Source organism: Streptomyces sp. NPDC058701 (assembly GCF_042715295.1).
Classification (GTDB): domain Bacteria; phylum Actinomycetota; class Actinomycetes; order Streptomycetales; family Streptomycetaceae; genus Streptomyces.
This window is the reverse complement of sequence record NZ_JBHXSY010000060.1, coordinates 11,922-31,750: the sequence shown is the minus strand read 5'-3', so window position 1 is coordinate 31,750 and position 19,829 is coordinate 11,922. Positions and strand designations below refer to the sequence as shown.

At 71.4% G+C, this 19,829-nt stretch carries 22 protein-coding genes and 1 pseudogene; 7 read left to right on the top strand and 16 right to left on the bottom strand.

The genetic code is table 11. The features are described from left to right. Positions 1 to 115: 115 nt before the first annotated feature. A complete protein-coding gene (locus tag ACFWW8_RS34875; RefSeq protein WP_386535901.1) occupies positions 116 to 931 on the bottom strand; it encodes a sulfite exporter TauE/SafE family protein in 816 nt (271 codons plus the stop codon). Positions 932 to 1,704: 773 nt separating this feature from the next. Here ACFWW8_RS34875 and ACFWW8_RS34870 point away from each other — a divergent pair. Further along, positions 1,705 to 2,037, top strand: a complete 333-nt coding sequence (locus ACFWW8_RS34870; RefSeq protein ID WP_386535898.1) for a DUF6233 domain-containing protein — start codon at positions 1,705 to 1,707, stop codon at positions 2,035 to 2,037. Positions 2,038 to 2,179: 142 nt separating this feature from the next. On the opposite strand, the gene ACFWW8_RS34865 is transcribed toward ACFWW8_RS34870, so the two are convergent. Then, positions 2,180 to 2,794 (bottom strand): hypothetical protein, encoded by a 615-nt coding sequence (locus tag ACFWW8_RS34865; RefSeq protein ID WP_386535895.1) that lies wholly within the window; start codon positions 2,792 to 2,794, stop codon positions 2,180 to 2,182. Positions 2,795 to 3,040: 246 nt separating this feature from the next. Between ACFWW8_RS34865 and ACFWW8_RS34860 the strand changes: the two genes are divergently transcribed. Further along, positions 3,041 to 3,232, top strand: coding sequence for a hypothetical protein (locus tag ACFWW8_RS34860; RefSeq protein WP_383930607.1), 192 nt, complete (start codon positions 3,041 to 3,043; stop codon positions 3,230 to 3,232). Positions 3,233 to 3,263: 31 nt separating this feature from the next. Here ACFWW8_RS34860 and ACFWW8_RS34855 read toward each other — a convergent pair whose 3' ends face one another. The 3 genes from ACFWW8_RS34855 to ACFWW8_RS34845 all read right to left on the bottom strand — a co-directional run bounded on the left by ACFWW8_RS34855 (position 3,264) and on the right by ACFWW8_RS34845 (position 5,222). Then, a complete protein-coding gene (locus ACFWW8_RS34855) occupies positions 3,264 to 4,016 on the bottom strand; it encodes an HNH endonuclease family protein (protein ID WP_386535891.1) in 753 nt (250 codons plus the stop codon). A 267-nt stretch (positions 4,017 to 4,283) separates the two neighbouring features. Continuing rightward, the gene (locus ACFWW8_RS34850; protein WP_386535889.1) at positions 4,284 to 4,583 is read right to left on the bottom strand and encodes a hypothetical protein; all 300 of its coding nucleotides are present in this window, start codon (positions 4,581 to 4,583) and stop codon (positions 4,284 to 4,286) included. 99 nt (positions 4,584 to 4,682) lie between these two features. Then, entirely contained in the window at positions 4,683 to 5,222 is a 540-nt protein-coding gene (locus ACFWW8_RS34845) for a hypothetical protein (RefSeq protein WP_386535886.1), read from the bottom strand. 375 nt (positions 5,223 to 5,597) lie between these two features. Between ACFWW8_RS34845 and ACFWW8_RS34840 the strand changes: the two genes are divergently transcribed. Further along, complete coding sequence (locus ACFWW8_RS34840; RefSeq protein ID WP_386535885.1) at positions 5,598 to 5,825, top strand: hypothetical protein; 228 nt, start codon at positions 5,598 to 5,600, stop codon at positions 5,823 to 5,825. Positions 5,826 to 5,994: 169 nt separating this feature from the next. Here ACFWW8_RS34840 and ACFWW8_RS34835 read toward each other — a convergent pair whose 3' ends face one another. The 6 genes and pseudogenes from ACFWW8_RS34835 to ACFWW8_RS34810 form a co-directional block, all read right to left on the bottom strand. After that, the gene (locus ACFWW8_RS34835) at positions 5,995 to 6,498 is read right to left on the bottom strand and encodes a hypothetical protein (RefSeq protein WP_386535883.1); all 504 of its coding nucleotides are present in this window, start codon (positions 6,496 to 6,498) and stop codon (positions 5,995 to 5,997) included. A 141-nt stretch (positions 6,499 to 6,639) separates the two neighbouring features. Continuing rightward, positions 6,640 to 6,888, bottom strand: a pseudogene (locus ACFWW8_RS34830) (LexA family protein); the annotation flags it as partial. Positions 6,889 to 6,985: 97 nt separating this feature from the next. Then, positions 6,986 to 7,135 carry a hypothetical protein gene (locus ACFWW8_RS34825; protein ID WP_327167725.1) on the bottom strand — a complete coding sequence of 50 codons (150 nt, stop codon included), beginning with the start codon at positions 7,133 to 7,135 and terminating at the stop codon, positions 6,986 to 6,988. 289 nt (positions 7,136 to 7,424) lie between these two features. Next, positions 7,425 to 8,345, bottom strand: coding sequence for a flagellin (locus tag ACFWW8_RS34820; RefSeq protein ID WP_386535880.1), 921 nt, complete (start codon positions 8,343 to 8,345; stop codon positions 7,425 to 7,427). Between the two features lie 43 nt (positions 8,346 to 8,388). Then, positions 8,389 to 8,955, bottom strand: a complete 567-nt coding sequence (locus ACFWW8_RS34815) for a YidB family protein (RefSeq protein WP_386535877.1) — start codon at positions 8,953 to 8,955, stop codon at positions 8,389 to 8,391. A gap of 122 nt (positions 8,956 to 9,077) precedes the next feature. Further along, entirely contained in the window at positions 9,078 to 11,324 is a 2,247-nt protein-coding gene (locus ACFWW8_RS34810; protein WP_386535875.1) for a helix-turn-helix domain-containing protein, read from the bottom strand. A 334-nt stretch (positions 11,325 to 11,658) separates the two neighbouring features. Between ACFWW8_RS34810 and ACFWW8_RS34805 the strand changes: the two genes are divergently transcribed. Continuing rightward, positions 11,659 to 12,675, top strand: a complete 1,017-nt coding sequence (locus ACFWW8_RS34805; RefSeq protein WP_386535874.1) for a ribosome-inactivating family protein — start codon at positions 11,659 to 11,661, stop codon at positions 12,673 to 12,675. A gap of 279 nt (positions 12,676 to 12,954) precedes the next feature. Here ACFWW8_RS34805 and ACFWW8_RS34800 read toward each other — a convergent pair whose 3' ends face one another. The 5 genes from ACFWW8_RS34800 to ACFWW8_RS34780 form a co-directional block, all read right to left on the bottom strand. Then, positions 12,955 to 14,859, bottom strand: a complete 1,905-nt coding sequence (locus ACFWW8_RS34800; protein ID WP_386535871.1) for a hypothetical protein — start codon at positions 14,857 to 14,859, stop codon at positions 12,955 to 12,957. Between the two features lie 214 nt (positions 14,860 to 15,073). Next, positions 15,074 to 15,406, bottom strand: a complete 333-nt coding sequence (locus ACFWW8_RS34795) for a helix-turn-helix domain-containing protein (protein ID WP_386535869.1) — start codon at positions 15,404 to 15,406, stop codon at positions 15,074 to 15,076. 4 nt (positions 15,407 to 15,410) lie between these two features. Then, positions 15,411 to 16,001 (bottom strand): site-specific integrase, encoded by a 591-nt coding sequence (locus ACFWW8_RS34790; RefSeq protein ID WP_386535903.1) that lies wholly within the window; start codon positions 15,999 to 16,001, stop codon positions 15,411 to 15,413. Between the two features lie 29 nt (positions 16,002 to 16,030). Beyond that, on the bottom strand, positions 16,031 to 16,288 hold the full coding sequence (locus ACFWW8_RS34785) for a hypothetical protein (protein ID WP_386535866.1): 258 nt from the start codon (positions 16,286 to 16,288) through the stop codon (positions 16,031 to 16,033). 56 nt (positions 16,289 to 16,344) lie between these two features. Further along, the gene (locus ACFWW8_RS34780; protein ID WP_386535865.1) at positions 16,345 to 17,535 is read right to left on the bottom strand and encodes a hypothetical protein; all 1,191 of its coding nucleotides are present in this window, start codon (positions 17,533 to 17,535) and stop codon (positions 16,345 to 16,347) included. 401 nt (positions 17,536 to 17,936) lie between these two features. On the opposite strand from ACFWW8_RS34780, the gene ACFWW8_RS34775 reads away from it, so the two are divergent. From ACFWW8_RS34775 to ACFWW8_RS34765, 3 genes are all read left to right on the top strand, one after another. Further along, positions 17,937 to 18,287, top strand: a complete 351-nt coding sequence (locus ACFWW8_RS34775; protein WP_386535863.1) for a hypothetical protein — start codon at positions 17,937 to 17,939, stop codon at positions 18,285 to 18,287. A gap of 130 nt (positions 18,288 to 18,417) precedes the next feature. After that, positions 18,418 to 18,759, top strand: a complete 342-nt coding sequence (locus ACFWW8_RS34770; RefSeq protein WP_386535860.1) for a hypothetical protein — start codon at positions 18,418 to 18,420, stop codon at positions 18,757 to 18,759. 54 nt (positions 18,760 to 18,813) lie between these two features. Continuing rightward, positions 18,814 to 19,800, top strand: coding sequence for a phosphotransferase family protein (locus tag ACFWW8_RS34765; RefSeq protein ID WP_386535857.1), 987 nt, complete (start codon positions 18,814 to 18,816; stop codon positions 19,798 to 19,800). Positions 19,801 to 19,829: the final 29 nt, after the last annotated feature.

Below are 19,829 nucleotides of genomic sequence, written 5' to 3'. Positions count from 1 at the left end.
TGGCGTTTCTCGGCCTCGCCGCCACCCTCTGCTGCTACAAACGGCTGATCCGCCTAACCACATAGGACACGATCTAAGCATCCCAGTTGGCCAGGACCGAAGCGATGGAGCGGGGTCAGTCGTGGCGGGCGAGCTTGACTGCGGAGACGACCAGGATCACGGCCAGCGCGGGAATGAGGACCACGTCCGGGAACATCCCGAGCAGCAGCCCGCCGAGTACCGCGCCGGCGATCGAGCCCGCGACCATGACCAGGGCGAAGCGGCGGTTGGCGCCCAGCACCGCGAAACTGCCGTCCCGGCTGTAACGGGCGAAGGCCACCAGCATCGTCGGCAGCGACACCAGCAGGGAGAGGCTCCCCGCCGTCTTGTTGTCCTGCCCGAACAGCAGCACGATCGTCGGGATCAGCAGCTCGCCTCCGGCCACGCCCATGATGGCCGCGACGACCCCGATACCGAACCCGGCCGCCACCCCGAGCGGCACCTGCACCCCCACGGGCAGGTCGAGGGTCCCCAGCGTCGAGAAGTGGGTGAACAGCAGGGCCGCGGCCATGAGCACCATCAGCACGGCCAGCACCTTGTACAGGGTGGAGGAGCGCATCCGCACAGCCCACGACGCCCCGGCCCAGGCACCGAGCAGGCTCCCGGCCAGGAGGTTGACCGCGACGGGCCAGTGGCCGGCCAGCTCGGACGCGGACACGGCCGCCAGGCGGGCGGGCAGCGCGGTCAGGACCACGACGAGGCTCATCGCCTTGTTCAGGATCACGGCGGAGAGCGCGGCAAACCCGAACAGGCTGATCAGCAGCGGCAGCCGGAACTCCGCACCTCCCAACCCGATCATCCCGCCCAGCACGCCGATGGCCGCGCCGGCGGCGAACACCACGGGCATCGAGTGCGTCGAGCGCAGCGGGACGAGGGTCTGGCCGGTGGTCATGACGGGCATCCTCGCTGGTAGCGGACCGTGCCCGCCAGGGAAGGGCAGCACCTTCAGGTAAAGACACCGAGTACCGGCTCAGGGCTCATCAAGTCCTATGAACCACCCCGCGGGCGGTATGGCGAACTACGACGGCGCTCAGGGCGGCCAACTGAGCCACACCGGCCCAACGCCGGGAGAGCGTGCCGCTCGTGACTAAAATCGAACACATGTTTTATTGGGTGGATGGAATCGTTCCGTTTCCCCGACGACCTGGTGGCGCTGCAGGCCGCGTGGCTCCGTACCTATGACGTGCTCGCCCGTGCCCAAGCCGGGGCTGGCACCGCGGTGCTCGGCGGCGCCCGGTCGTGCTGTCCTGCCGGCTGTACGGGCACCCGTACTGGGCGGCGCCGGGCCGCTCCCGCGCGGGCAGGGTGGAGCTGTGCCGGCAGGCCCGCGCCTATGGGTGGACGACCGCAGCGTGAGCAGCGACCCGGGCGGCCCGAGACCCTCCGACCGCTCCCCCCGGACCTGATCGCCCTCCAGCAGTCCTGGATCCGGGGCTACAACACCAGCTCGCCCGGCGGCCAGGCGCGGGCGCGATCGAGCTGAGGGCGGAGCTGTTCCGGCTCTCCTGCCGGATCGGCGACCACCGTACTGGGCGGACGGCGACCCGGGCCGGGTGGGGCATACGCGGCTGTGGCGGGCCGCCCAAGAGGTGCCGGGCGGTGAGCCGGAGGTCGTGGTGCGGCTGGTCGGCGGCAGGTTCGTGGTCGAGCCGGAGGAGGGTTGTCGTGGTGGGTGAGCTGGAGGCGCGGCTGGAGAGCTGGCGGGCCGTGGCGGCGTGGCTGGCCTGGCAGCAGCGGCAGGCCGCGCAGACCATCACCGCCCTGGAGGCCGAGCTCGCCGAGGTCCGGGCCCGGCGGCCGCCTCCCGCGCCGCCGGAGTGGAAGGTCGAGGGGATCCGCACCGGCAGCGGGCTGAAGGGACTGCGGGTCCACGCCGGGGACTGCAGCATGGGCCGCGGCAAGCCGGCCGATGCCGAGGAGGTGCGCCGGATGCTCGCCGAGGGAATCGAGGCCTGCCCGTACTGCAGCCCCGACAACATGCTCGGCGTCACCGGGTAGAACGCCGGGCGGCGAGGCGGCGGGCCCAGGCCGGGGAGTATGGCCGGCCGTCCGGGGGTGCGGTCTTGGCCAGCAGGGCCGCGACGGAGGCCGCACACCCGGCGCCCCATCGGAGAACCCCGCGCGGCGTCCGTCCGACTGTTCAGCGGTAGGGGCTCCAGCGGCCGTAGCGTGCGAGCAGCTTGCGGGTGTCGGTGGTACTGAGGCCGAGCGCGGAGGCGGCCTGGTCGGGCGGGGTGTCCTTGTGGGTGTCGTGGGCCGCCCAGTAGCCGACCCGTGCCGCGGCGACCTCCAGCTGACGGGCCGCCTTCACCGCGGCGATCGGAGAGGTCCGGGCCAGCTTCTCGATCTCCTCCACCAGCCGCTCGACGAGGTCGGTGACCTCGGCGGGCAGGGGGACGGTCGTCGCCCCGACGGCCGCGGTGTGGCCGTCCCAGTCCTGCAGGCAGGTGTCCGCGTCTGTCAGCCCGGCCTCACGGAAGGGTGTCTCGCCGATCGACTCCCAGTCGACCGGGTGCTCCGGGCCGGTCCAGCCGCACGAGCACACCGCCCGCAGGACCGCCGCCTTCGGCGCGTGCGGCCAGCGCCCGTCGTAGACGCTCCAGTGCCCCACCGCTTCCCCGCCCGAGCCCGACCCCGAGTCGAAGTACACCGGCCCCGGCACGGTCCCGTCCGCGAGCAGCACCCCGACCGATCCCTCGTGCGAAGGCCCGTACTCGTCCGTCGTCCAGGTCTCCTCCACCCGCAGCCTCCCCACCCAGCCGAACCTCCGCACCCGCTCCGGGCGCCCACCGACCATCCCGCACCCGGCCCGCCCGCACATCCGGATCAGCCGAATCCCCACCAGCCGGAGTACCCGCGGGCCCGCCGCGGCGTACTGGCGGGGCCTCCGGCCCGCGCCCCGGCCGCCGCCAGGCGCGGACGCGGACGACCGGGACCGGCGCACGCCCGCCGCAGCCGGGCCCTGGGGTGACGGCCGGGCCGGTCCCGGCGTTGTTCCGGCATGGACGAGACCCTGGACCTGCTCGACGTGCTCCTCGACTCCGTGACCGAGCCCCGGCTCAAGCTGATCAGCGCCGACGAGGCACGTGCCCTGGTGGTGCTCCTCGGGCTCCTCGACGACGACAGGCAGCACGAGGAGGTACGCCGGGCGGCGGGCGACCTGCGGTTCCGGCTCGGCTCCCGCCTCGCCTGAATCAGCCGGGGGCCGGCTCGGCGCAGGATGGTTAGAGGGCCGGTTCGTAGACGACGGTGGTGTTCGGGCAGTCCTCGGCGACGCCGAGGAGGGCCTGGCGCTCGGCGGCGTCGGCGTCGAGGTCCCAGCGGAGCTTGGTAGCGGCCCACTGCGCCGCGTACTCGCAGTGGTAGCCGCCCGCCGGCGGCAGCCACTGCGCCGGGTCCTTGTCGCTCTTGGACCGGTTCGACTTCGCAGTGACTGCGATCAGCGTGACCGGGGAGACCTGGTCGTTCGCGTACGCCTCCCGCCGCGCCGCGTCCCAGGCGTAGCCGCCCGAGTCGTGCACCTCGGCAAGCGGTACGAAATGATCTACATCGAGGCCGGCCGCGTCCGTCACCGTCACGTCGTCGTACGGGGACACCCACACCCCGCCAGTCAGCTTGCAGCCCGCCGCCACCGCGGGTGCCTGCCGTGCCTCGGACAGGATCACCTCGCGGCGGGTGTCGCAGCCGTCGGAGGCGTTCAGCCCGCGGTTCCAGTGCTTGTACAAGTCCCGCTTGTAGCCCTCCCGCCGCTCCTCCGCGACCGGGATCAAGTCGATCGCCTCGAAGAGCGGCAGCGGCGCCCGCGCGGCCGGCGCCGCGGGCGCGCCGGCGGCGGGCCGGGCCGGGGCGTACGAGGTGTATGGCAGCTCCGCCGCCGGGACGGCCGGGGTGGCGGCCGCGGGGAGGGTCGTGGCGAGCAGGGGCAGGGTCGCGAGGGCGAGCGCGGGCAGACCGCGGCGCAGCAGGGTGGTGATCACGACCCGGGGTTGTAGCCGCCCGGGCCAGGCGGCCGGGAGGGGTCCGGGGGCGGTGTCACCCGGGCGGGCGTCTGGGTTCACCCGCAGAAACGGCACCGCAGCGCCCGGCGTCCTGCCGGTAGTGGCGCCCGAGGTGTCGGGCGCCACGCGGGCCGGGTACACAGTCCCGCACCGGTCAGGACTCGCGCTCTTCCCTCTAGCGTCACCGGCTCCCTAGGAAGGCGTCGCGACTCCGGCGAGCAGGCCGGGCCAGCCCGGAGGCGGGGGCTACCCGACACAGATCTGTGGGTTCTTCCCGCCGGGGACTTCGCCCCTGAGCCGGGTCTCGACGTCGAGGCGGGACTGGCCGCTCTCCCCAGCCCAGCGGTCGATCGCGTCGCGGACCGTGTCGGCGCGCTCGCCCCACTCCCGCCAGGCGGCCTGCCACTCCTCGTGCGCCTCCGGCGGCCAGCCGCCCTCAGCGGACGGCCGCCCGTGCCGGTCCTGGATCTCGCGCAGGAATGCCCAGGCGGTGTCCGCCCGCTTCTGGAGCCGGATGAGGTCGTCGTCGAGTCGGATTTCAGCCACGACCGGATCGTAATATCCGGCAGAGACATCACGAGCGTCAGCGGGCTCCCGCCGGACGACGCGGCGCCGGCGCAGCAGTCCGTACGCGGACGTCGCAGGTCAGACGGCCGGGGATCCGGTGTACTCGTGGCGCTGAAAGCCGCGTCCGTCTCCGTGCCAGTCCAGAAACAGCACCACGTCACCGATGGCGCGGTTGCCGATTCGATGGCTGATCGTGCCCGTGCGGTAGCGCCCGTCGTAGTTGGCCTTGGCTGTGCTGTCCTCCAGCCGGGCTTCCAGGCCGGCGAAGTCCTTCTCAGCAACCACGGGGTCGGTGCCGTCGCGGGATTGCTTGATCTGAAGTCGGATCTTGGCAGCGTCGAAGATCGTTGGGTCATCGACTGAGTAGAAGGTGGGGCCGTCCCACCGGGCCTCGGCGTAGGCGTAGGCGGTGGCTCCGGAGCGGGCAGCGCACACGGAGATGGTGACGTCCCAGTTGTCGGGCCACGGCCCGCTGTACGCGGTGTCGTCGATGGACCGGGTGCTGCTGGAGCATTGGTAGCGGAGCTGCGCCTGGGTCGCTGTGATGGCCGGGGTTGTTGCTGCGACGCAGACCAGTGCCGCCGCTGCCGCGAGCACGGGGTACGTGATGGTGTTCATGGAGGGTCAACTGCCGGCCTGGCCGTCTGCGACACGGAGCGCGGCGAAAGCCACCCCTAGGAGGGACGTCCCCCTACGTGTGTCCGGCCCTTTCGATCGGGGTGACGCCCCCGTTCAGCTCAGGGCGCGGCCGTGTTCCCGGCGCCGAGGCGGGCAAGGCTGCAGCCTGGGTAGCGGAGTCCGCCCGGAAGCCCTTCGCACGTCGACCGGGCGGACCGTCTCGTCTCCCCTCGCCAAGCGACAGAAGAGGCTCATGAACCACTTCGCCCTGTCTGTCATCGAGGACGGCCGCTTCCCCGGCGCTGCGGTTCCCGTGTCAACGCGGTCGGAGGCATCGTGACCGCGACTGGGCGGGGCCCGAATGCGGAGCCCATCGTGGCGCACCACGTGACCCTGTCCTTCCAGCCGGGGCCTCCGGGGGTGAAGGGCACCTGGACTGCTGCCGCCGTCGCGGACAGGAAGTTCCGCGGCTTCGTGGGCAGGTACGCCAGCCAGGAGGGCGATGTGTGCATCGAGCTGCTGGAGGAGACGGCCAGCGGAGAGCTCATCGTGGTGAAGAGGTGGACGAAGGATCGCGGTGAGGAGACCCGGCCCCGCGGCTGAACCACCATGCGGATGTTCACGGGCTCGGGCATCGCCTCGGCCGGCACCCTCAACGACACCGGCTTCGGCGTCACCCGCACCTGACCCCCACGATCTCGTGGTCACGCAGGTTCTGGAGAGCAGACGGCCGCCCGCGCTGCGACGGCTCGACGGATGTGCCTCGCCGGTCTCAGCCCTGCGGCCGGCGAGGACGGTGGGGGCGGCGGCGCCTCGGTTCGGGATCTGGCGCGGCCTCCGGTGAGGAGAATCCTCCTGGCACCGCGACTCGCTGCGCCGGCTGCTCGGTAACAGAGGCCGTGGGGGTGGGGACGGTTGGCCTGCCCGTGGCCAGGACGGTGATGTGCGGGATGTGGCGGGCGCAGGTCTGGCACACCTCTGCCAGGGTCCAGACCTGACCGACGGCTGGGTTGTGGACGAGGACCAGGAGGGCGGTGCCTGCGCACTGAACGCGGGCCTCGTGAAGGGTGCACTGCGCGTTGCCGCAGCTGCAGGCGGCGTTGGGGCGGAGGCCGGCGAGACGTGCGTGGGCCTTGATGTGCTCCGCGGCGAACCGGCGCATAGTCCCGGTGTCCTTCGAGCGGGGCGGCATCTTGCACGCGGTGGTGCTGCAGGTGACGGACACGGTGTGGTCGTGGTGTCCGGTGAGGCGGACCGTCCAGGTCCGTCCCGGCATGCGTGATCCGGGCATCAGGCTCAAGAGGGGGTCCCGTCGTCGTGCTGGTACTGGCTGGCGTTCCTGCCGGCTCGTGCAGGAGCCGAGCACGTACGCCGTGTCGCGGTGCGGTGCCCGCTGCGGAGCGGGCCGCTCCCGGGGTCAGAGCGCGCGCAGGACGGCGACTACCTTTCCGAGAATCGTGGCGTCTTCGCCGGGCAGCGGCTGGTGGGCCGTGTTGTGAGGCACGAGTCAGACCTGGCCGTTCTCGCGGCGCAGGCGCTTGACTGTGGCTTCGCCGTCCAGCATGGCGGCGACGATATCGCCGTGGTCGGCGGAGTCTTGGCGCCGGATGGTGACGATGTCCCCGTCGCAGATGGCAGCGTCGATCATGCTGTCGCCGACGACCTGAAACCGACGGGTTCGCAGAATCTCGGAGCACTCCGTCGCGGAACTGGCCGTGTTTATGCCACTACGTAGTCCAGTCTGCCGCGGGTTCGCGTGGATCCTATGAGTGCGGGCCCGGCACTCCGTCATCGGAGTACCGGGCCCGAGAGGCGACCCAGTCGTACTGCCCCAGAGCGGTCGCCGACGCCGTCAGCAGGGCGCTGACCGTCAGGGCGGCAGCAGCCTCCAGGACGGCGGTACGTCGCAGCACGAGGAATCCCTTCGATCAGCGGGGCCCCGGCGGTAGAGCACGCGATGCCGTGAACTCCCGCGGTACGCCCGCACGCTGGCGAGCGGCGAGTGGCGAGCGGCGAGCCGAAGCACAACCCGGGCATCCGCCGGACGGATGACCCGGGCCCCGTCCGGTCACAGCACCGGACCATCCCATGGCACCGAGCCGGGGCAGGTGCGTGCCCTCCGGAGGACATCGGGCAGGGACGCTATGTGCTCAGAGTGCGGGCGAGGGTGCTTGAGGGACAGGCGTGAGGGATCTGGTGGAGTCAGCCGAGCTGTTGGAGCAGGGGGAGGATGTTCTTGGGCTGGGCGTTGACCTGGGCGAGGACGGAGATGCCGGCCTGCTGGAGGATGCTGGCCTGGGTGTAGTTCGCGGTCTCCAGGGCATAGTCGGTGGCTTCGATGCGCTCGCGGGCGGCGTTGAGGTTGACCACGCCGGTGTCCTGGGTGCGGATGTTGGACTCGAAGCGGTTCTGAACGGCCCCGAGGATCGAGCGCTGGCTGGTGACTTGGACGAGCGCGGCGTCGATCTGGGACAGCGGGTCGATGAGGTAGGTGCCGGCCGCGGTCGCGTCGGATGTGTCAGCCGTGGCGGGCTGGCCGTCCGGACCGGTGTAGTTGATCCGTGTGGGGTCCGTCTCGTCGGTGAAGGCGATGGTCTTCGAGACGTCGTAGGAGTCCAGGCCGAGCGTGTTGACGTTCAGTGCCTTCATGGCGACGGCGATGATGTCTCCGTCGTTGGCGCCGGTCTGGAAGTTCATGCTGGTATTCTTCGCGAGCACCTTGATCCCGTTGAACTGGGTCTGCGAGGAGATCGTGTCGATGGCTTCCAGCCGCTGGCTGACCTCCTGCTGGACGGCGCGGCGGTCGGTGACGGCGTAGATGCCGTTCGCGGCCTGGACAGTCAGCATGCGGATGCGCTGAAGGTTGTTGGTGACCTCTTTCAGCGCGCCCTCGGTGGTCTGCGCGAGTGAGATGGCGTCGTTGCTGTTGCGCGACGCCTGGACGGAGCCGTTGATCTGGGTAGTCATCCGGTCGGAGATGGCCAGGCCCGCAGCATCGTCCTTTGAGGAATTGATGCGCTTGCCGGAGGCGAGCCGCTCGGCCGCAGCGCCCATGGTGGAGCCCGTGATGTTGAGGTAGTTCTGTGTGGTGAGCGACATGATGTTGGTGTTGAGCGTCAGCATGTGATCAGTCCCAGTCGATGGTCGGTAGGGGTGTCGGGAAGCGCTACGCGGACGTCACGTTCACGTCGTCCTGGGCCAGGACGAACCGCAGGACATCGACATCGACCCAGCCGTACGGGGAGATCGCGTCGATGAACACGGGCAGGGTCCGCGTCAGCTCCGCGAGGACCTGGGCCCTGTCCTGGCCCCGCGCCGCGGCGGCTTCGGCGATCCTGTCCTCACCGAGAGCCTGGACCACCTGCTCCTCGGTGAGGGATTCGTTGGGGCCCGAGCCGAGCCAGGAACTGCTTTGCGGCAGGGCAGCCGCAAGAGTTCGCGCCTCGGCCACGATCTGTTCTGCAGCAGCTTCCTCTTCGGGCGTCAGGGCTGCGATCTTCGAAGCCGCGCGGAACGCCTCGATGGTCTCGGCCGGAATCGCGTCCACCAGAACGGGGATCTCCACGGCCAGGGAGGCAGCGGCTTCCGCTTCGCTCACCTGCGCCAGCTCCGCCAGCTCCGCCAGCTGCTTGAGCATGCCGGCGGGAGCGGCGGCGGCCACCTCTTCCGCGGACAGTGGTTCGTTGGCGCCATTTCCGGTCCAGGACCGGGGTTCGTCAGGCAGGTGAGGCATATCAGTGGCGGGCGGGTCCCGCGGCTTGGACGATGTCGGCGGTGATGTCCGGGTTTTCCCATTCCAGCGCCGAGGTCCGGCGTTCCGGCTGGCCCGAGCAGCCGGTAAGGGTGCGGCTGCCGTCAGGCCCGGGTGGTGAGTCGTGCGAGTGCCGTGTCGTAGCGAGCCTGGACGGTCGTGTCCGGGGCTGCGCGCAGGAGGGCGCCGAGGGCTCGTACCGCGCCGTCGTCGTAGCTGGCGGCTTCCGCCTCTCGGGCGGCGAGGTCGAGCTGGGTGATGCCCTCGGTGTGGTGTCCGAGGCCGAGCAGCGCCTCGCCCTTGATCGCGAGCAGCAGGAGGTGGGGGATGTCGGTGGTGTCCGGCCGGTGGTCGAAGTCCAGGGCGCGGGTAGCGGTGGTGAGGGCCTGTTGCCAGTGTCCGGCGTCGGCCTGGTGACGGGCGAGGTGCTGCAGGGCCAGGCGTTCCATCCTCCGGTCGCTGGCTTCGCGTACTAGCTTGACCGCGCGTTCGCAGCTCTTCGCGGCGACGTCCAGGCGGCCGAGAGTGGCTTGGGCCATGGCGAGCACGATCAGGGCGTTCGCCTCGGCGAACGCGTCACCCGCGTCGGCGGCGAGCGCGGAGGCCGCTTCCAGATGGACGAGTGCCTCGGCGGTGCGGTCCTCTGCGGTCAGGATCCAGCCGAGGACGTTGAGGACGCGGGCTTCGCCGTGCTGCTCGGCGGCGGCGCGGGCGGCGGCGAGTGCGGTCTGAAGGAGCGGGACCCAGCCGTCGCGCACCCGCCACACCATCAGCGGCCACATCGTCATGACGATGCGCCAGGTCCTGTCGTGCAGGGCGGCGGTGTGTGAGGCGGTGACCGCCGCGGTGAGGTTGCCCTGCTCGCTGAAGTACCAGCCGACGGCGGCAGCCCGGTCCGCGAACTCCCACACCGTGGCCGGCGGATGGAAGTTGGCGGGGAGGGGGAAGCAGTCCTCCGCGCCGGGTTCGGCTGCCGCGACGGCGGCGGTGGCGGTGGTGATGTAGTGGTCGAGTAGGCGCTTGAGGGTGTCGGGGTGGGCGTCGAGGCCGCAGGCGTACAGCCGCACGAGGTCGTGCATCGTCCACCGGCCGGGCGCCGACTCGGTGAGCAGGTGAGCGACCGTCAGGCGCTCCAAAGCGCCTTCGGTGGTGGCGGGGTCGGTGCCGGCCAGGGCAGCGGCGGTGTACCGATCGAGGTGGCTGCCGGGGTGGCGGCCGAGGGCGGCGAACACGTCCGATACGTGCGCGGGAAGCTGGCGCAGGCTCAGGTGGAGTGCGGCCCGCACACCGATGTCCTCCAGGTCCAGCAGGCTCAGGCGCCGCGTCTCGTCGGAGAGTTCGCCGGCCATCGCGGCCAGGGTCCAGTCGGGCCTCCCGGCGAGACGGGCGGCGACCACCCGAAGCGCCAGCGGCAGCCCGTCGCACAGCTCCGCCAGCTCCAGCGCTGCGGCCGGCTCGGCGGCCACCCGCTCGGCGCCGAGGAGGCGGGACAGGAGGGCGGTGGCGTCCTGAGATGGCAGGACGTCTACGGGGACGGGGCAGGCGTTGTCGGTGACGATCAGCCCCGGAAGCTTGTTCCGGCTGGTGACGACGGTGACGCAGCGGTCACCGCCCGGCAGCAGCGGGCGGACCTGCTCGGAGTCACGCGCGTTGTCCAGGACGACCAGCAGCTGCCGGCCGGCGGCCAGGGCGCAGAACATCGCGGCCGCGGCGTTCTCCGACTCCGGGATCCGCTCGCGCGGCACGCCGAGCGCCAGCAGGAAGTCACGCAGGACCTCGACGGCGGTCGGCTCGCTGGTGTCGCTGAAGCCGCGCAGGTCGGCGTAGAGGCGTCCGTCCGCGAGCCCGGCGGGGTCGTGGTGCGCCCAGTGCAGGACCAGGGCGGTCTTGCCGACCCCGGCGGGCCCCACCACCAGGCACACCGGGGCCTCACCCGCGCTGGCGCGGGTCAGGGCGGCGAGCTCGGCCGTCCGGCCGTGGAAACCACGCGGCGCTCGCGGCAGCAGGGCGGCTGCGTTCATGTTCAGGGTGGCCTCGGGTACGGCGGCGATGGTCTCCGGGACGGCGGTGGAGACCGCCACGTCCTTCGCTGTGCGGACGGGGCGGGGACGGCCCGCGCTCGCGGCCTCCTCCAGGCCCCGGGCGCCGGCCGCGTCCAAGCCCAGCGCCTTCACCAGCGCCTGGACGGTGCGGCGCTGCGGACCCCGGGAGCGGCCCTGCTCCAGGTAGGACAGGGTACGCACGCTCACCCCCGCCGCGCCCGCCAGGTCCTCCTGGCTGAGCCCCGCATGCTGGCGCAGCGTGTGGAGCAGCGTGCCGAAGGAGCGGTCGGTCCTGGTGGACGAGGCCATGCTGATGATCCTCCCGTGTTCGACGTGGCCCCGCCGAACCGCGAACCCAACCCGCAAAAGTATGCGCTACCTACTTTTGGGGGTGGAATTGCCTGGTCCACCCGTTCCCGGCCGGGTTGGATCGAGACCTGAGGAAGAAGGCCCCGGAGCCACCCGGAAGCCCTCCTGCACCGACCCTTCGTCCCGCCGGGACCGAAGGGACCGGTGGGCGGGCCGCTTCCTCCCCGTCCGTCCCGCGAGGATGCCCCTGCCCCGACGTAGCGGCAGGCGCCCGCGCGGGGTCTTCGCCACGCGGCCCACACCCGTGCGCAACAGCCTTCAGGAGAACCACCCGATGCACCTGCATCCGACACCCACCGTGCGCCGAACCGGAAGGCAGCTCGCCGCCCTGCTGCTCGCCCTGGTCTCCGCGTTCAGCATGCTCTTCGGGGCCGCCGCACCGAAGGCCCACGCGGAGACCAGCCAGCGGTTCACCACCATCGACTGGCACATCGACAGGTACGGCGCGCCAGTCAATTCCGCGCAATCGCGGGACAACATGGACGATTACAACGCCATGGTGAACGCGCTGCGCAACGCCTCCGGTCACCAGATGCCAGGTGTCAGCAACAGCCCGGGCTACATGGACACCCCGACCCGCACCAACAGCAACCGTGTCATCCGGGTCCTGGTCTGGAGCCACCAGGCGGACGGCCCCCGTGCCCACCTGGCGCTGTACTTCAACGTCGACAACCTCTACTTCCTGGGCTTCTCCGCTCACGGCCAGCACTACCGCATCGTCCCCCGCGCCAACCAGGCCGACCGCGCGTACACCAACCACCTGCCGGAGGAGCTCCGCCGCGCCTCCAACCCCGTCCCGCCGACCGTGCCCCTGTTCAACCAGATCACCGGCGACGGCAGCTACGCGCAGATGTCGGCCTCGGAGACGTGGCGAGGGGCCCAGGAATACACGCCGCACATGATCTACCAGCGGGCTGAGACGCTCCGCCTCGTCACCCCGGAGACCCGCAACTCCACCCAGGTGAACCAGGCCATGGCCTACATGATCCAGGCCACCTCCGAGGCCGCACGCACCGGCTGGATCCAGGGCCGCATCGCCAGCAGCATCTACCAAGGCGGCGACTACTCCGAGCCGGGCGCCCCGGCCAACCTCGGCCCCTTCGGCACCGACCTCGAACTCCAGTGGAGCCACCTGTCCCGCATGGCGCACAACACCGCGGCCGGCCGCCCCGACGCAGGTGTAACGATCAACAACCGCACGTACCGCACCGTGACCGACTTGGGGCTCTGGGAGCCCAACCGGCCCCGCCTGACCCCCTTCCTCGCCCTGTACGCCAGCGGACAGGGGTGACCGCCACACCGCCGAGATACCCGCCGGGCCCGGTCCACCACGGACCGGGCCCGGCCGGTCGCATGCATTCCCACGCCCGCGAGCAGGCGGGTGCCTCGCGCCCCCAGCAAGCCGCGACTCCCCAGGCGTGAGTTCACGAATCCTGAAGTCGGGGAAACGAGCAGGTCAACGTACCGTCGAGGGCAAAGTGCCTGCCGCACCCGGGAATCGGCGGCTCGGCTCCCGCGCGTCACCGCAGGTCGCAGCGATGACAGAGAGCTACTTGTCACTTGGCGTCAGTTACGGGAGTACCGGGCCGAGGTAGACGACGTGGTCGATGCGTCCCGGCCGCCGCAGGCGTAGCCGGCCCTTGCTGCGGTCGAGGTCGGTTCGCTGGAGGTGGACGAGCTGGCCTGGGAGGAGGGCGTAGATCGCGACGAGGGCGACCATGAGGCGCTCGCGGGGGTCGTCGAGGCGGTCGAGGAGGCCGGCGACGCGGTCGGAGGGCAGCGCGGTCGGCACGGGTCGGCTGCTTGTCAGGGAGAGGCTGCGTGCGGGATCGCGGAAGACGAGGCGTTCACGCTTGAGGGCCCTGAAGAGGGACCGCAGCGAGGTGTGCAGGCGCCGGGCCCGGTCGCCGCGCAGTGGCTCCAGGGTGTCCTCGATGTGCTTTTTGGTGATCTCGCGTGGATCGGTGAGCCCGTCGGTGATCCATGCTTCGATCGGCTCCACGATGGCCCGCGTGTAGTTCTCGATGGTTTTGGGGCTGCGGGCTCGGCTGGGGTTGCTGCCCTGGCCGAGGAGGACGTCGATGAAGGTGTGCACCGCGGCGGCGAACGCGGGCTGGCTGAGGGTGGAGGCGTAGTGCTGGGCCCTGGCGATGCGGGCGTCGCTGGGAGGCTGGGGTTCGAGGAGGCTTCGCAGGCAGAGGTAGTTGATGACACGGGCGCCTTGGAGGCTTCCGCGCAGTGAGGCCAGAGCCCGGACGTCGCTCTCCCGGATGGGGACCGCGGCTCCGAGGTGTCCTGTCACGATGCGCAGGATGCGGATGCTGCCGCTGAAGGCGGCGGGGTCCCATCCACGACCGCGCATGTACGCGGTGAAGTCGTCGAGCAGGCCGGTGGCCGCCGTGGTGAGGGCGGGTGGCGTGGTGGTGTCCAGCCGGGTCCAGTCCCGCAGCGGAACCGGGAAGAGTTCCAGCTGGGCGGGGTCAAGGAGATGCTCTGACAGTCGGCGTGCGGCCTTGGCCAGGGCACGGGCGCGGCGTCGTTTGTGGACGAAGCGGCCTTGGAGCGGCGCGGTGCCGGGCAGGTGCCGTCCGACGGCAAGCCCAGCGGCGTGAGGGCGGGCGAACCACAGTTGGTCTCCGCCTTCCATGGCGACCTGAGCGGTGTCGACCTCGGTTTCGGCCAGGATGATCCGGCACATGCGGCACAGCCCGCCGATGGCCATCAGGGTGCGGTGGCAGCGGCTGCACTCGGCCTCGATGCCGCCCCGCTTGCGGACCTCGCAGCACCAGTGGGCACACGGTGCACACAGCACCCGGCGGTCGTTCGCCCAGGCCAGGCAGTGAGCGCACTGCCCGCGCAGCTCCGGGTCTCGTTGGCCGCTCTGGCGGGTCGGGCCGGTGCCGCGCGGCGCAACCACCCGGTGTGACGGCGGCGGAGCGAGGAGAGCGGCCCGCTCCAGAGCCTGGCCGAGGATCGGGCCGTTGGCCAGGAGGTCTTTCAGGGCCTCGTTGGCGACCTGGTGCTGGTCTGGGTCCCGGGCCGCCAGTGCCAGGCGGGCGAACCCTTCCAGGCGCCAGATCCACATGGTCCGGGCCCTCACCCCTCGCTCGTCCGCCATCTTCCGCAACTGCTCGGAGACGGCCTCGAAGTCGGGGATGCGCCGGTCGCCGATCCGGGCCGCGTGGGTGCGGGCGAACTGGCGGGCCGGGGTGGGAAAGAGGCCCATCTGGCCCGGGACCTGGGCTGGGCAAATCCGGGGATCGTCCAGGACGGGCTCGGGGAGCCGGGCCCGTAGCCAGGAGGGGACTGCCTTGCGCCGCCCGGGCTTGCCCTGGGGCATCCGCACCGGCCTCGCCTCGGGCAGGGCAAGCCCCTCGATGTCCAGGACAAGCTGGCGTGGCCGGCCCGGCGGAAGCGGTTCGTCGTGGAGCTCGCCCCAGACCCAGGGATCGTCCTCGCCGAGACGGACCGCCAAGAGGCACGACCCACAGACGCCCGCCCGCGCTACCGGGCCGGTCCATGCACAGCGGCGGCACGGAGCCACGCTCCAGCCGTTCACGTCTGAAGCGACGCGGAACCACCCCGACGCGCACCGCGGGCACATGGCGCTCCCGTTCACCGCGCCCCAGCCCGCACACGTCCCGCATGACCCGAGCAGCCCAAATCCCCTGATCACGGATCGGCCCTTCTCAGTTCGGCGGCAACGGGCGCCGGGACCCGCCGCCGCCCGGCCGGGGAATCGGGCGTGCGGGCCCGCTCTCGCCGACAGCCCGCTGCTCGGTCTGCGAGCTTCCCTCGATTGCCGCCACGGGCCCGGCCTCCATCAGGTCCGCCACCGTGCACTGCAGGGCAGCGCAGATCATGTCCAGGTCCTCCAGACGGACGGTGACCGGCTTGCCGGACCACAGCGCGGCCACCTTGCTCAGGGACGGAGTGAACCCCACCTCCCGGAAGGCGACCTGCAGCTGGGTCGGGCGCCAGATGTCCCGCTTGGCCGCGGCCCAGCGCAGGTTCCACTTCAACGGATCACGCCTCCGTGCTCAGCCGGCGAACCGCTCGCCGGGACGACTCCAGGCTCGACCGCTCCGGGTCACCCTTCGCGGTCGCGAGATACCCGACCGTGGTAGAGGCCCAGACATGACCGAGCAAGACCTGAACGTCCCACAACGGCATCCCCGACTCATAGTTGTGGGTCGCGCACGCGTGCCGCAGCAGATGCGGAAACAGCTCGCTGACCGGTCCCCGCAGATACTCGTGCGAGGCCGTCTTCAGCGCCCGCCGGAATGTGTCCGGCACCACCGGCGGCGCGAGCAGCCCCTCCATACCCGCCAGCGACCTCGCCAGGCGCTCGGACGGGAACAGCGGCGCCCGCGGATCGGAACAGTCGTCGGGGAACTCGCCCCGCACTTCCTCGACATACCACCACAGCAGCGCGCGGCCCTCCTCGAAGAGGAACGCTTCGCGGTCCCGCGGACCGGACCCACCGGCACCCTTGCCGCGGACCAGGAACCGGCCCCACTGGCTGTTCTCCCAGTGCACCTCCCCGAGCTGCACCCGGCACAGCTCCGCCGCCCGGACCCCGCTGCCGCCTCGCCCACCCCGCTGGGGAGGGTGCAGGGCTGACCTCGCCGGCTGGCAGAGCAGGGTCAGGCCACGGTGATGCGCAGGACGTACGGCCCGCCCGTGCTGATCGCCTGAGCCTGTTCCTGGAGGTCCGCGTCCGTGAAGCCGAGCAGCGCTTCGTCGGCGGCCCGGCGGAGCAGCGGGAGGATCTCAGCGGCGGGCCGGCCGCGGCGTGCTTCGGCGAGTTCCGCGAAGGCCCGTTGGTAGGGGGTCCCGTATGTGCTCGCGCTGTCGGCCAGTAGCCGGTCGAGGTGCTGCCGCTCGATGCTGATCTCACCCATGGCCCGCTCCTTCGGTCCTCCGGGGCCTCGTCCGGTCCGGACCCTCGCCATCGACGCTACGAGGCTGGTCTGACAACGGCCCCCGCCCCGGCGCCGGGCACGCTCTGGCTGATGAGGTCCTGGAGAAGCTCGCGGATGGGCGGCGGCACCATCCCCTCGGCGGCGAGAAGGTGCCACTGGCAGCCGGGAACGAGCCGGTCGTGCCGCCGGTACGCCCCGAGCTGGAAGAGCAGCCCCAAGGCGTCGAGGGCGTGCTGGGCGGGCGGCCAGTCGCGGTCCTTCAGCGTGCTGAGCACGGCCAGACCGGCCATCGCGTAGCGGCCGTTCATCCACTCCAGGGCCGCCTCGCCCAGCTGCCCGGCGGCCAGTTCCTCCTCAACGCGGCCGCACAGGTCCAGGGCCCACTGCCGTACGCCTTCGGCGGTTTTCCAGGTCTGCGCCAAGTCGTGGAGCGGAGCCGTGGCGGCCAGGTCGCGCAGATGATCGCGGGCGTCCCGCACGGGGCCGAGAGCCAGTTGGTTGTCGTCGGTGAGGATCGTCTCGGCGAACTCGGGGACGTCTTTGCGGGTGGTCTCGACGAGGGACGCGATCGGGTTGGCCGTGGCGGTGGGGTTCATCGCGCGCACCAGGTCCCCGATGTCCTCCAGGGACATCGTCCCGGTGATGGCCGCGGCGGCCGCGGCCAGCGCGGCGTCCTTGGGGGTCGCTGTCGGCTGGCCGGGGTTCCCGTCGAAGGCAGCGAGCTCGGCCGGGGGCCAGGTGTGGCCGCTGGCGCGGACCAGACGGGCGATGCCTTCGTCGATCCGCCGTGCGCGGGCGGGGACCAGGGTCATGGTCAGGCCGGCGTTGGCGATGTGTTCGGCGAGGGCGTCGAGCCGATGCTCCGGGTCGGTGTCCGGATCGTCGTCGCCGGGGATGGTGAGGGTGTCCACGGCCGCGATGATGGCGGCCCGGATCGTCTGCTCCGGTACCGGGAGACCCTCGCCGAACAGAAGCAGTGCCACATCGTTCGGGCGCTTGCCCCGGCCGCCGTGACGGGCAAGTCCGAGGACCAGGTCGAAGCTCTCCGGCGCCGGCTTGGATGTGCTGCCCTTGCCGCGGCCCAGGCCTCCGCCGGAGATGTTGTCCGGCAGCAGGCGACGGCTTCTCCAAACCTCCAACATCTTCGCGGTCACATCGTTGTACCCATGCCGGTGTGCGTGGTCGAGCAGCAGCTGATCCGCCGCGCTCGGGGTGTCAGTTGACATGCCAGGGAAGCTACCGGCGCGGCTCACCGCCTCGACCGGGCTTTCACCTCATCCGGTGACTGCCCGTGGAACATCAGCGGGGCGCCAACGCCATGACGTAGTGGTGGCGGCCCTCGCTTAGAGCCCCCCTACCTTCGCCGGGTCGCCGCGCGGTCCTCCCGCTCCAATGGCGTCACGCGGGCCGCACGACACCCCCGCAATTGATCTTTGGCAGCTTTGGCAGGGTTCACGTGCCTCAGGGGGTACCGGCCTCCCGCCAGTCGGCGGGAGGCTCAACAAGGCTTCGCCCGAAAGGGGGGTTGCGGGGCTAACAGCCCGCTCTCGCACTGTGCCGCCCAGGACACGACGCATCGGCGTGGCCCCTTCACGCTCCGCCCGTCATCACAGAGAAGGACACCGACATGCTCACCGACGTGCTCACCGGCTGGACCGCGGAAACCCTGGGCGGCCTCACGCTGCTTGCGGCCGCCGCAGCATGGGGCTGGCTCCGCCGGCGCCGGACCCCGGCCCCCTCCGGCGCGACCCCGGCTACCGGGACCGTGCGGCCGGTCCGCACCTACACCCTGCTCGGGGCCCGGGCGGCCGACGGCCAGCCGGTCCACTGGCCCAGCAGCCGTCCCGCCGGCATCCGGATCACCTGGAGCAGCCCCGCGGGGAAGCGGGAACAGTTCGAACTGACCGACGCCGTACTGCCGGACGGCACCTACGCAGCGGAGCGCGTATCGGCATACCCGGAGCGCGGGACCCTGTGACCGGCGCGAACCCGATCGGCAGGCGGACCGCCGCACCCCTTGCCTGACGGTGGCAGTGAAGGGGGGCATCTGGTGTATGGATTCCTACGGGTGTAGCTTTTCCTACATCGAAGTATCTTTCGGAGGATTCATGACCATGCGGATCACGTTCGACCTTCCCCCCGCTTCCGGCGGGTCCCAGACCGTCGCTCTCCCCGACGACGTCGTCCTCGCCCTGTATGACGGCCTCACGAACAGCCCGGACGTCACCGACCCCAAGGCCGGGGACTTCGACGAGCTCCTCGCCTCCACTAGCCTGCTGAGTCGGCTCATCTCCCACCTGACGCTGTCCCGTGAGCGTCACATCGCGGCGGCCGACGCCACCAGCCCGCACGCCAACCGCCGGGCCATCGGCATCGCCGCCGCGATGCAGCCCTCGCAGCTCGGTGTCGTACTGGAGCGCAACGGCCGCCCCCGCAACCGCAAGGCCTGACCAGCAGACTCCCCTCCCGCCCCTCCCGTCCTTACCAGCCCGGAAGGAAGTCCCGTGGAACTCCACGTCATCGAGCGGTCCGCCAACGCCTTTCAGCAGGGCCTCACCGGCCTCCAGATCCAGGCGGTCGCCGAGCGCGCCTTCGGGCCCGGCACCGAGGTCCGTTCCGCAACGGAGCTGGGCGGCGGCATGTACAACACCACCTACCGCATCGACCTGGCTGGCCGTGCAGAACCGGTCGTCCTTCGGGTAGCGCCCGAACCGGCCCGCCAGTTCCACTCCGAGCGGGAGTTGATGCGCGCGGAGTACGCGTCGGTGCCGTGGCTCGCCCCGATCGCCGACCTGATGCCGCACGTTCTGGCGGCCGACTTCACCCAGGCCGTCATCGGGCGGGACTGGATGATCCAGTCCTTCCTGCCCGGGACCCCGGCGCCCGAGCTGCTCGGCTCGTACCCGAAGGAGACCCACACGGCGTTCTTCCGGCAGCTGGGCGAGATCACGGCGGCCGTGCACGCGGTCGCGGGGCCCTGGTTCGGCCCGGTGGGCGGCCCCGGGCACGCCCGTTGGAGCGAGGCGGTCGCCGCGTCACTGCATCTGATCGCCGAGGACGTCGAGAGCTGCGGCTTGGAGGCGGCCGACCTGCGGAAGGCCGCCGACGCCGCCGCCCAGGGTGGCGCGCAGATTCTGGACGAGGTGGCGGTGCCGCGGCTGTTGACCGGTGACCTGTGGACGGTGAACACGTTGCTCGCGGCCGCCCCCGTTCCGACGATCTGCGGTGTCCTGGACATGGACCGCACCTGGTGGGGGGACCCGGAGGCGGACTGGACGATGCGGATGGCCCGCGCGAAGCAGGACGCCCGTACTGCGTTCTTCGACTCCTACGGCGGCGCGGAGGAGACCGAGAACAGCGTGTGGCGGCGGCGCGTGTACGAGGTGCGCCATCTCGGCGCCCTGCGCCTTGAGCGTTACCGGCTCGGGAACGAGGCCGGCGTCGCGGACTCCTACCGGGCGGTGGCCGAGGAGCTCGCCGCGTTGAGCTGACCTCGCGCACACCGCAGGGCCGCCGCCCA

Bases quoted from the DNA above. Each gene is read 5' to 3' on its own strand.
- ACFWW8_RS34875 (WP_386535901.1), bottom strand. From the start codon at position 931: ATGACCACCGGCCAGACCCTCGTCCCGCTGCGCTCGACGCACTCGATG.
- ACFWW8_RS34860 (WP_383930607.1), top strand. From the start codon at position 3,041: ATGGACGAGACCCTGGACCTGCTCGACGTGCTCCTCGACTCCGTGACC.
- ACFWW8_RS34845 (WP_386535886.1), bottom strand. From the start codon at position 5,222: ATGAACACCATCACGTACCCCGTGCTCGCGGCAGCGGCGGCACTGGTC.
- ACFWW8_RS34835 (WP_386535883.1), bottom strand. From the start codon at position 6,498: ATGCCGGGACGGACCTGGACGGTCCGCCTCACCGGACACCACGACCAC.
- ACFWW8_RS34820 (WP_386535880.1), bottom strand. From the start codon at position 8,345: ATGCTGACGCTCAACACCAACATCATGTCGCTCACCACACAGAACTAC.
- ACFWW8_RS34815 (WP_386535877.1), bottom strand. From the start codon at position 8,955: ATGCCTCACCTGCCTGACGAACCCCGGTCCTGGACCGGAAATGGCGCC.
- ACFWW8_RS34810 (WP_386535875.1), bottom strand. From the start codon at position 11,324: ATGGCCTCGTCCACCAGGACCGACCGCTCCTTCGGCACGCTGCTCCAC.
- ACFWW8_RS34805 (WP_386535874.1), top strand. From the start codon at position 11,659: ATGCACCTGCATCCGACACCCACCGTGCGCCGAACCGGAAGGCAGCTC.
- ACFWW8_RS34785 (WP_386535866.1), bottom strand. From the start codon at position 16,288: ATGGGTGAGATCAGCATCGAGCGGCAGCACCTCGACCGGCTACTGGCC.
- ACFWW8_RS34780 (WP_386535865.1), bottom strand. From the start codon at position 17,535: ATGTCAACTGACACCCCGAGCGCGGCGGATCAGCTGCTGCTCGACCAC.
- ACFWW8_RS34775 (WP_386535863.1), top strand. From the start codon at position 17,937: ATGCTCACCGACGTGCTCACCGGCTGGACCGCGGAAACCCTGGGCGGC.
- ACFWW8_RS34770 (WP_386535860.1), top strand. From the start codon at position 18,418: ATGACCATGCGGATCACGTTCGACCTTCCCCCCGCTTCCGGCGGGTCC.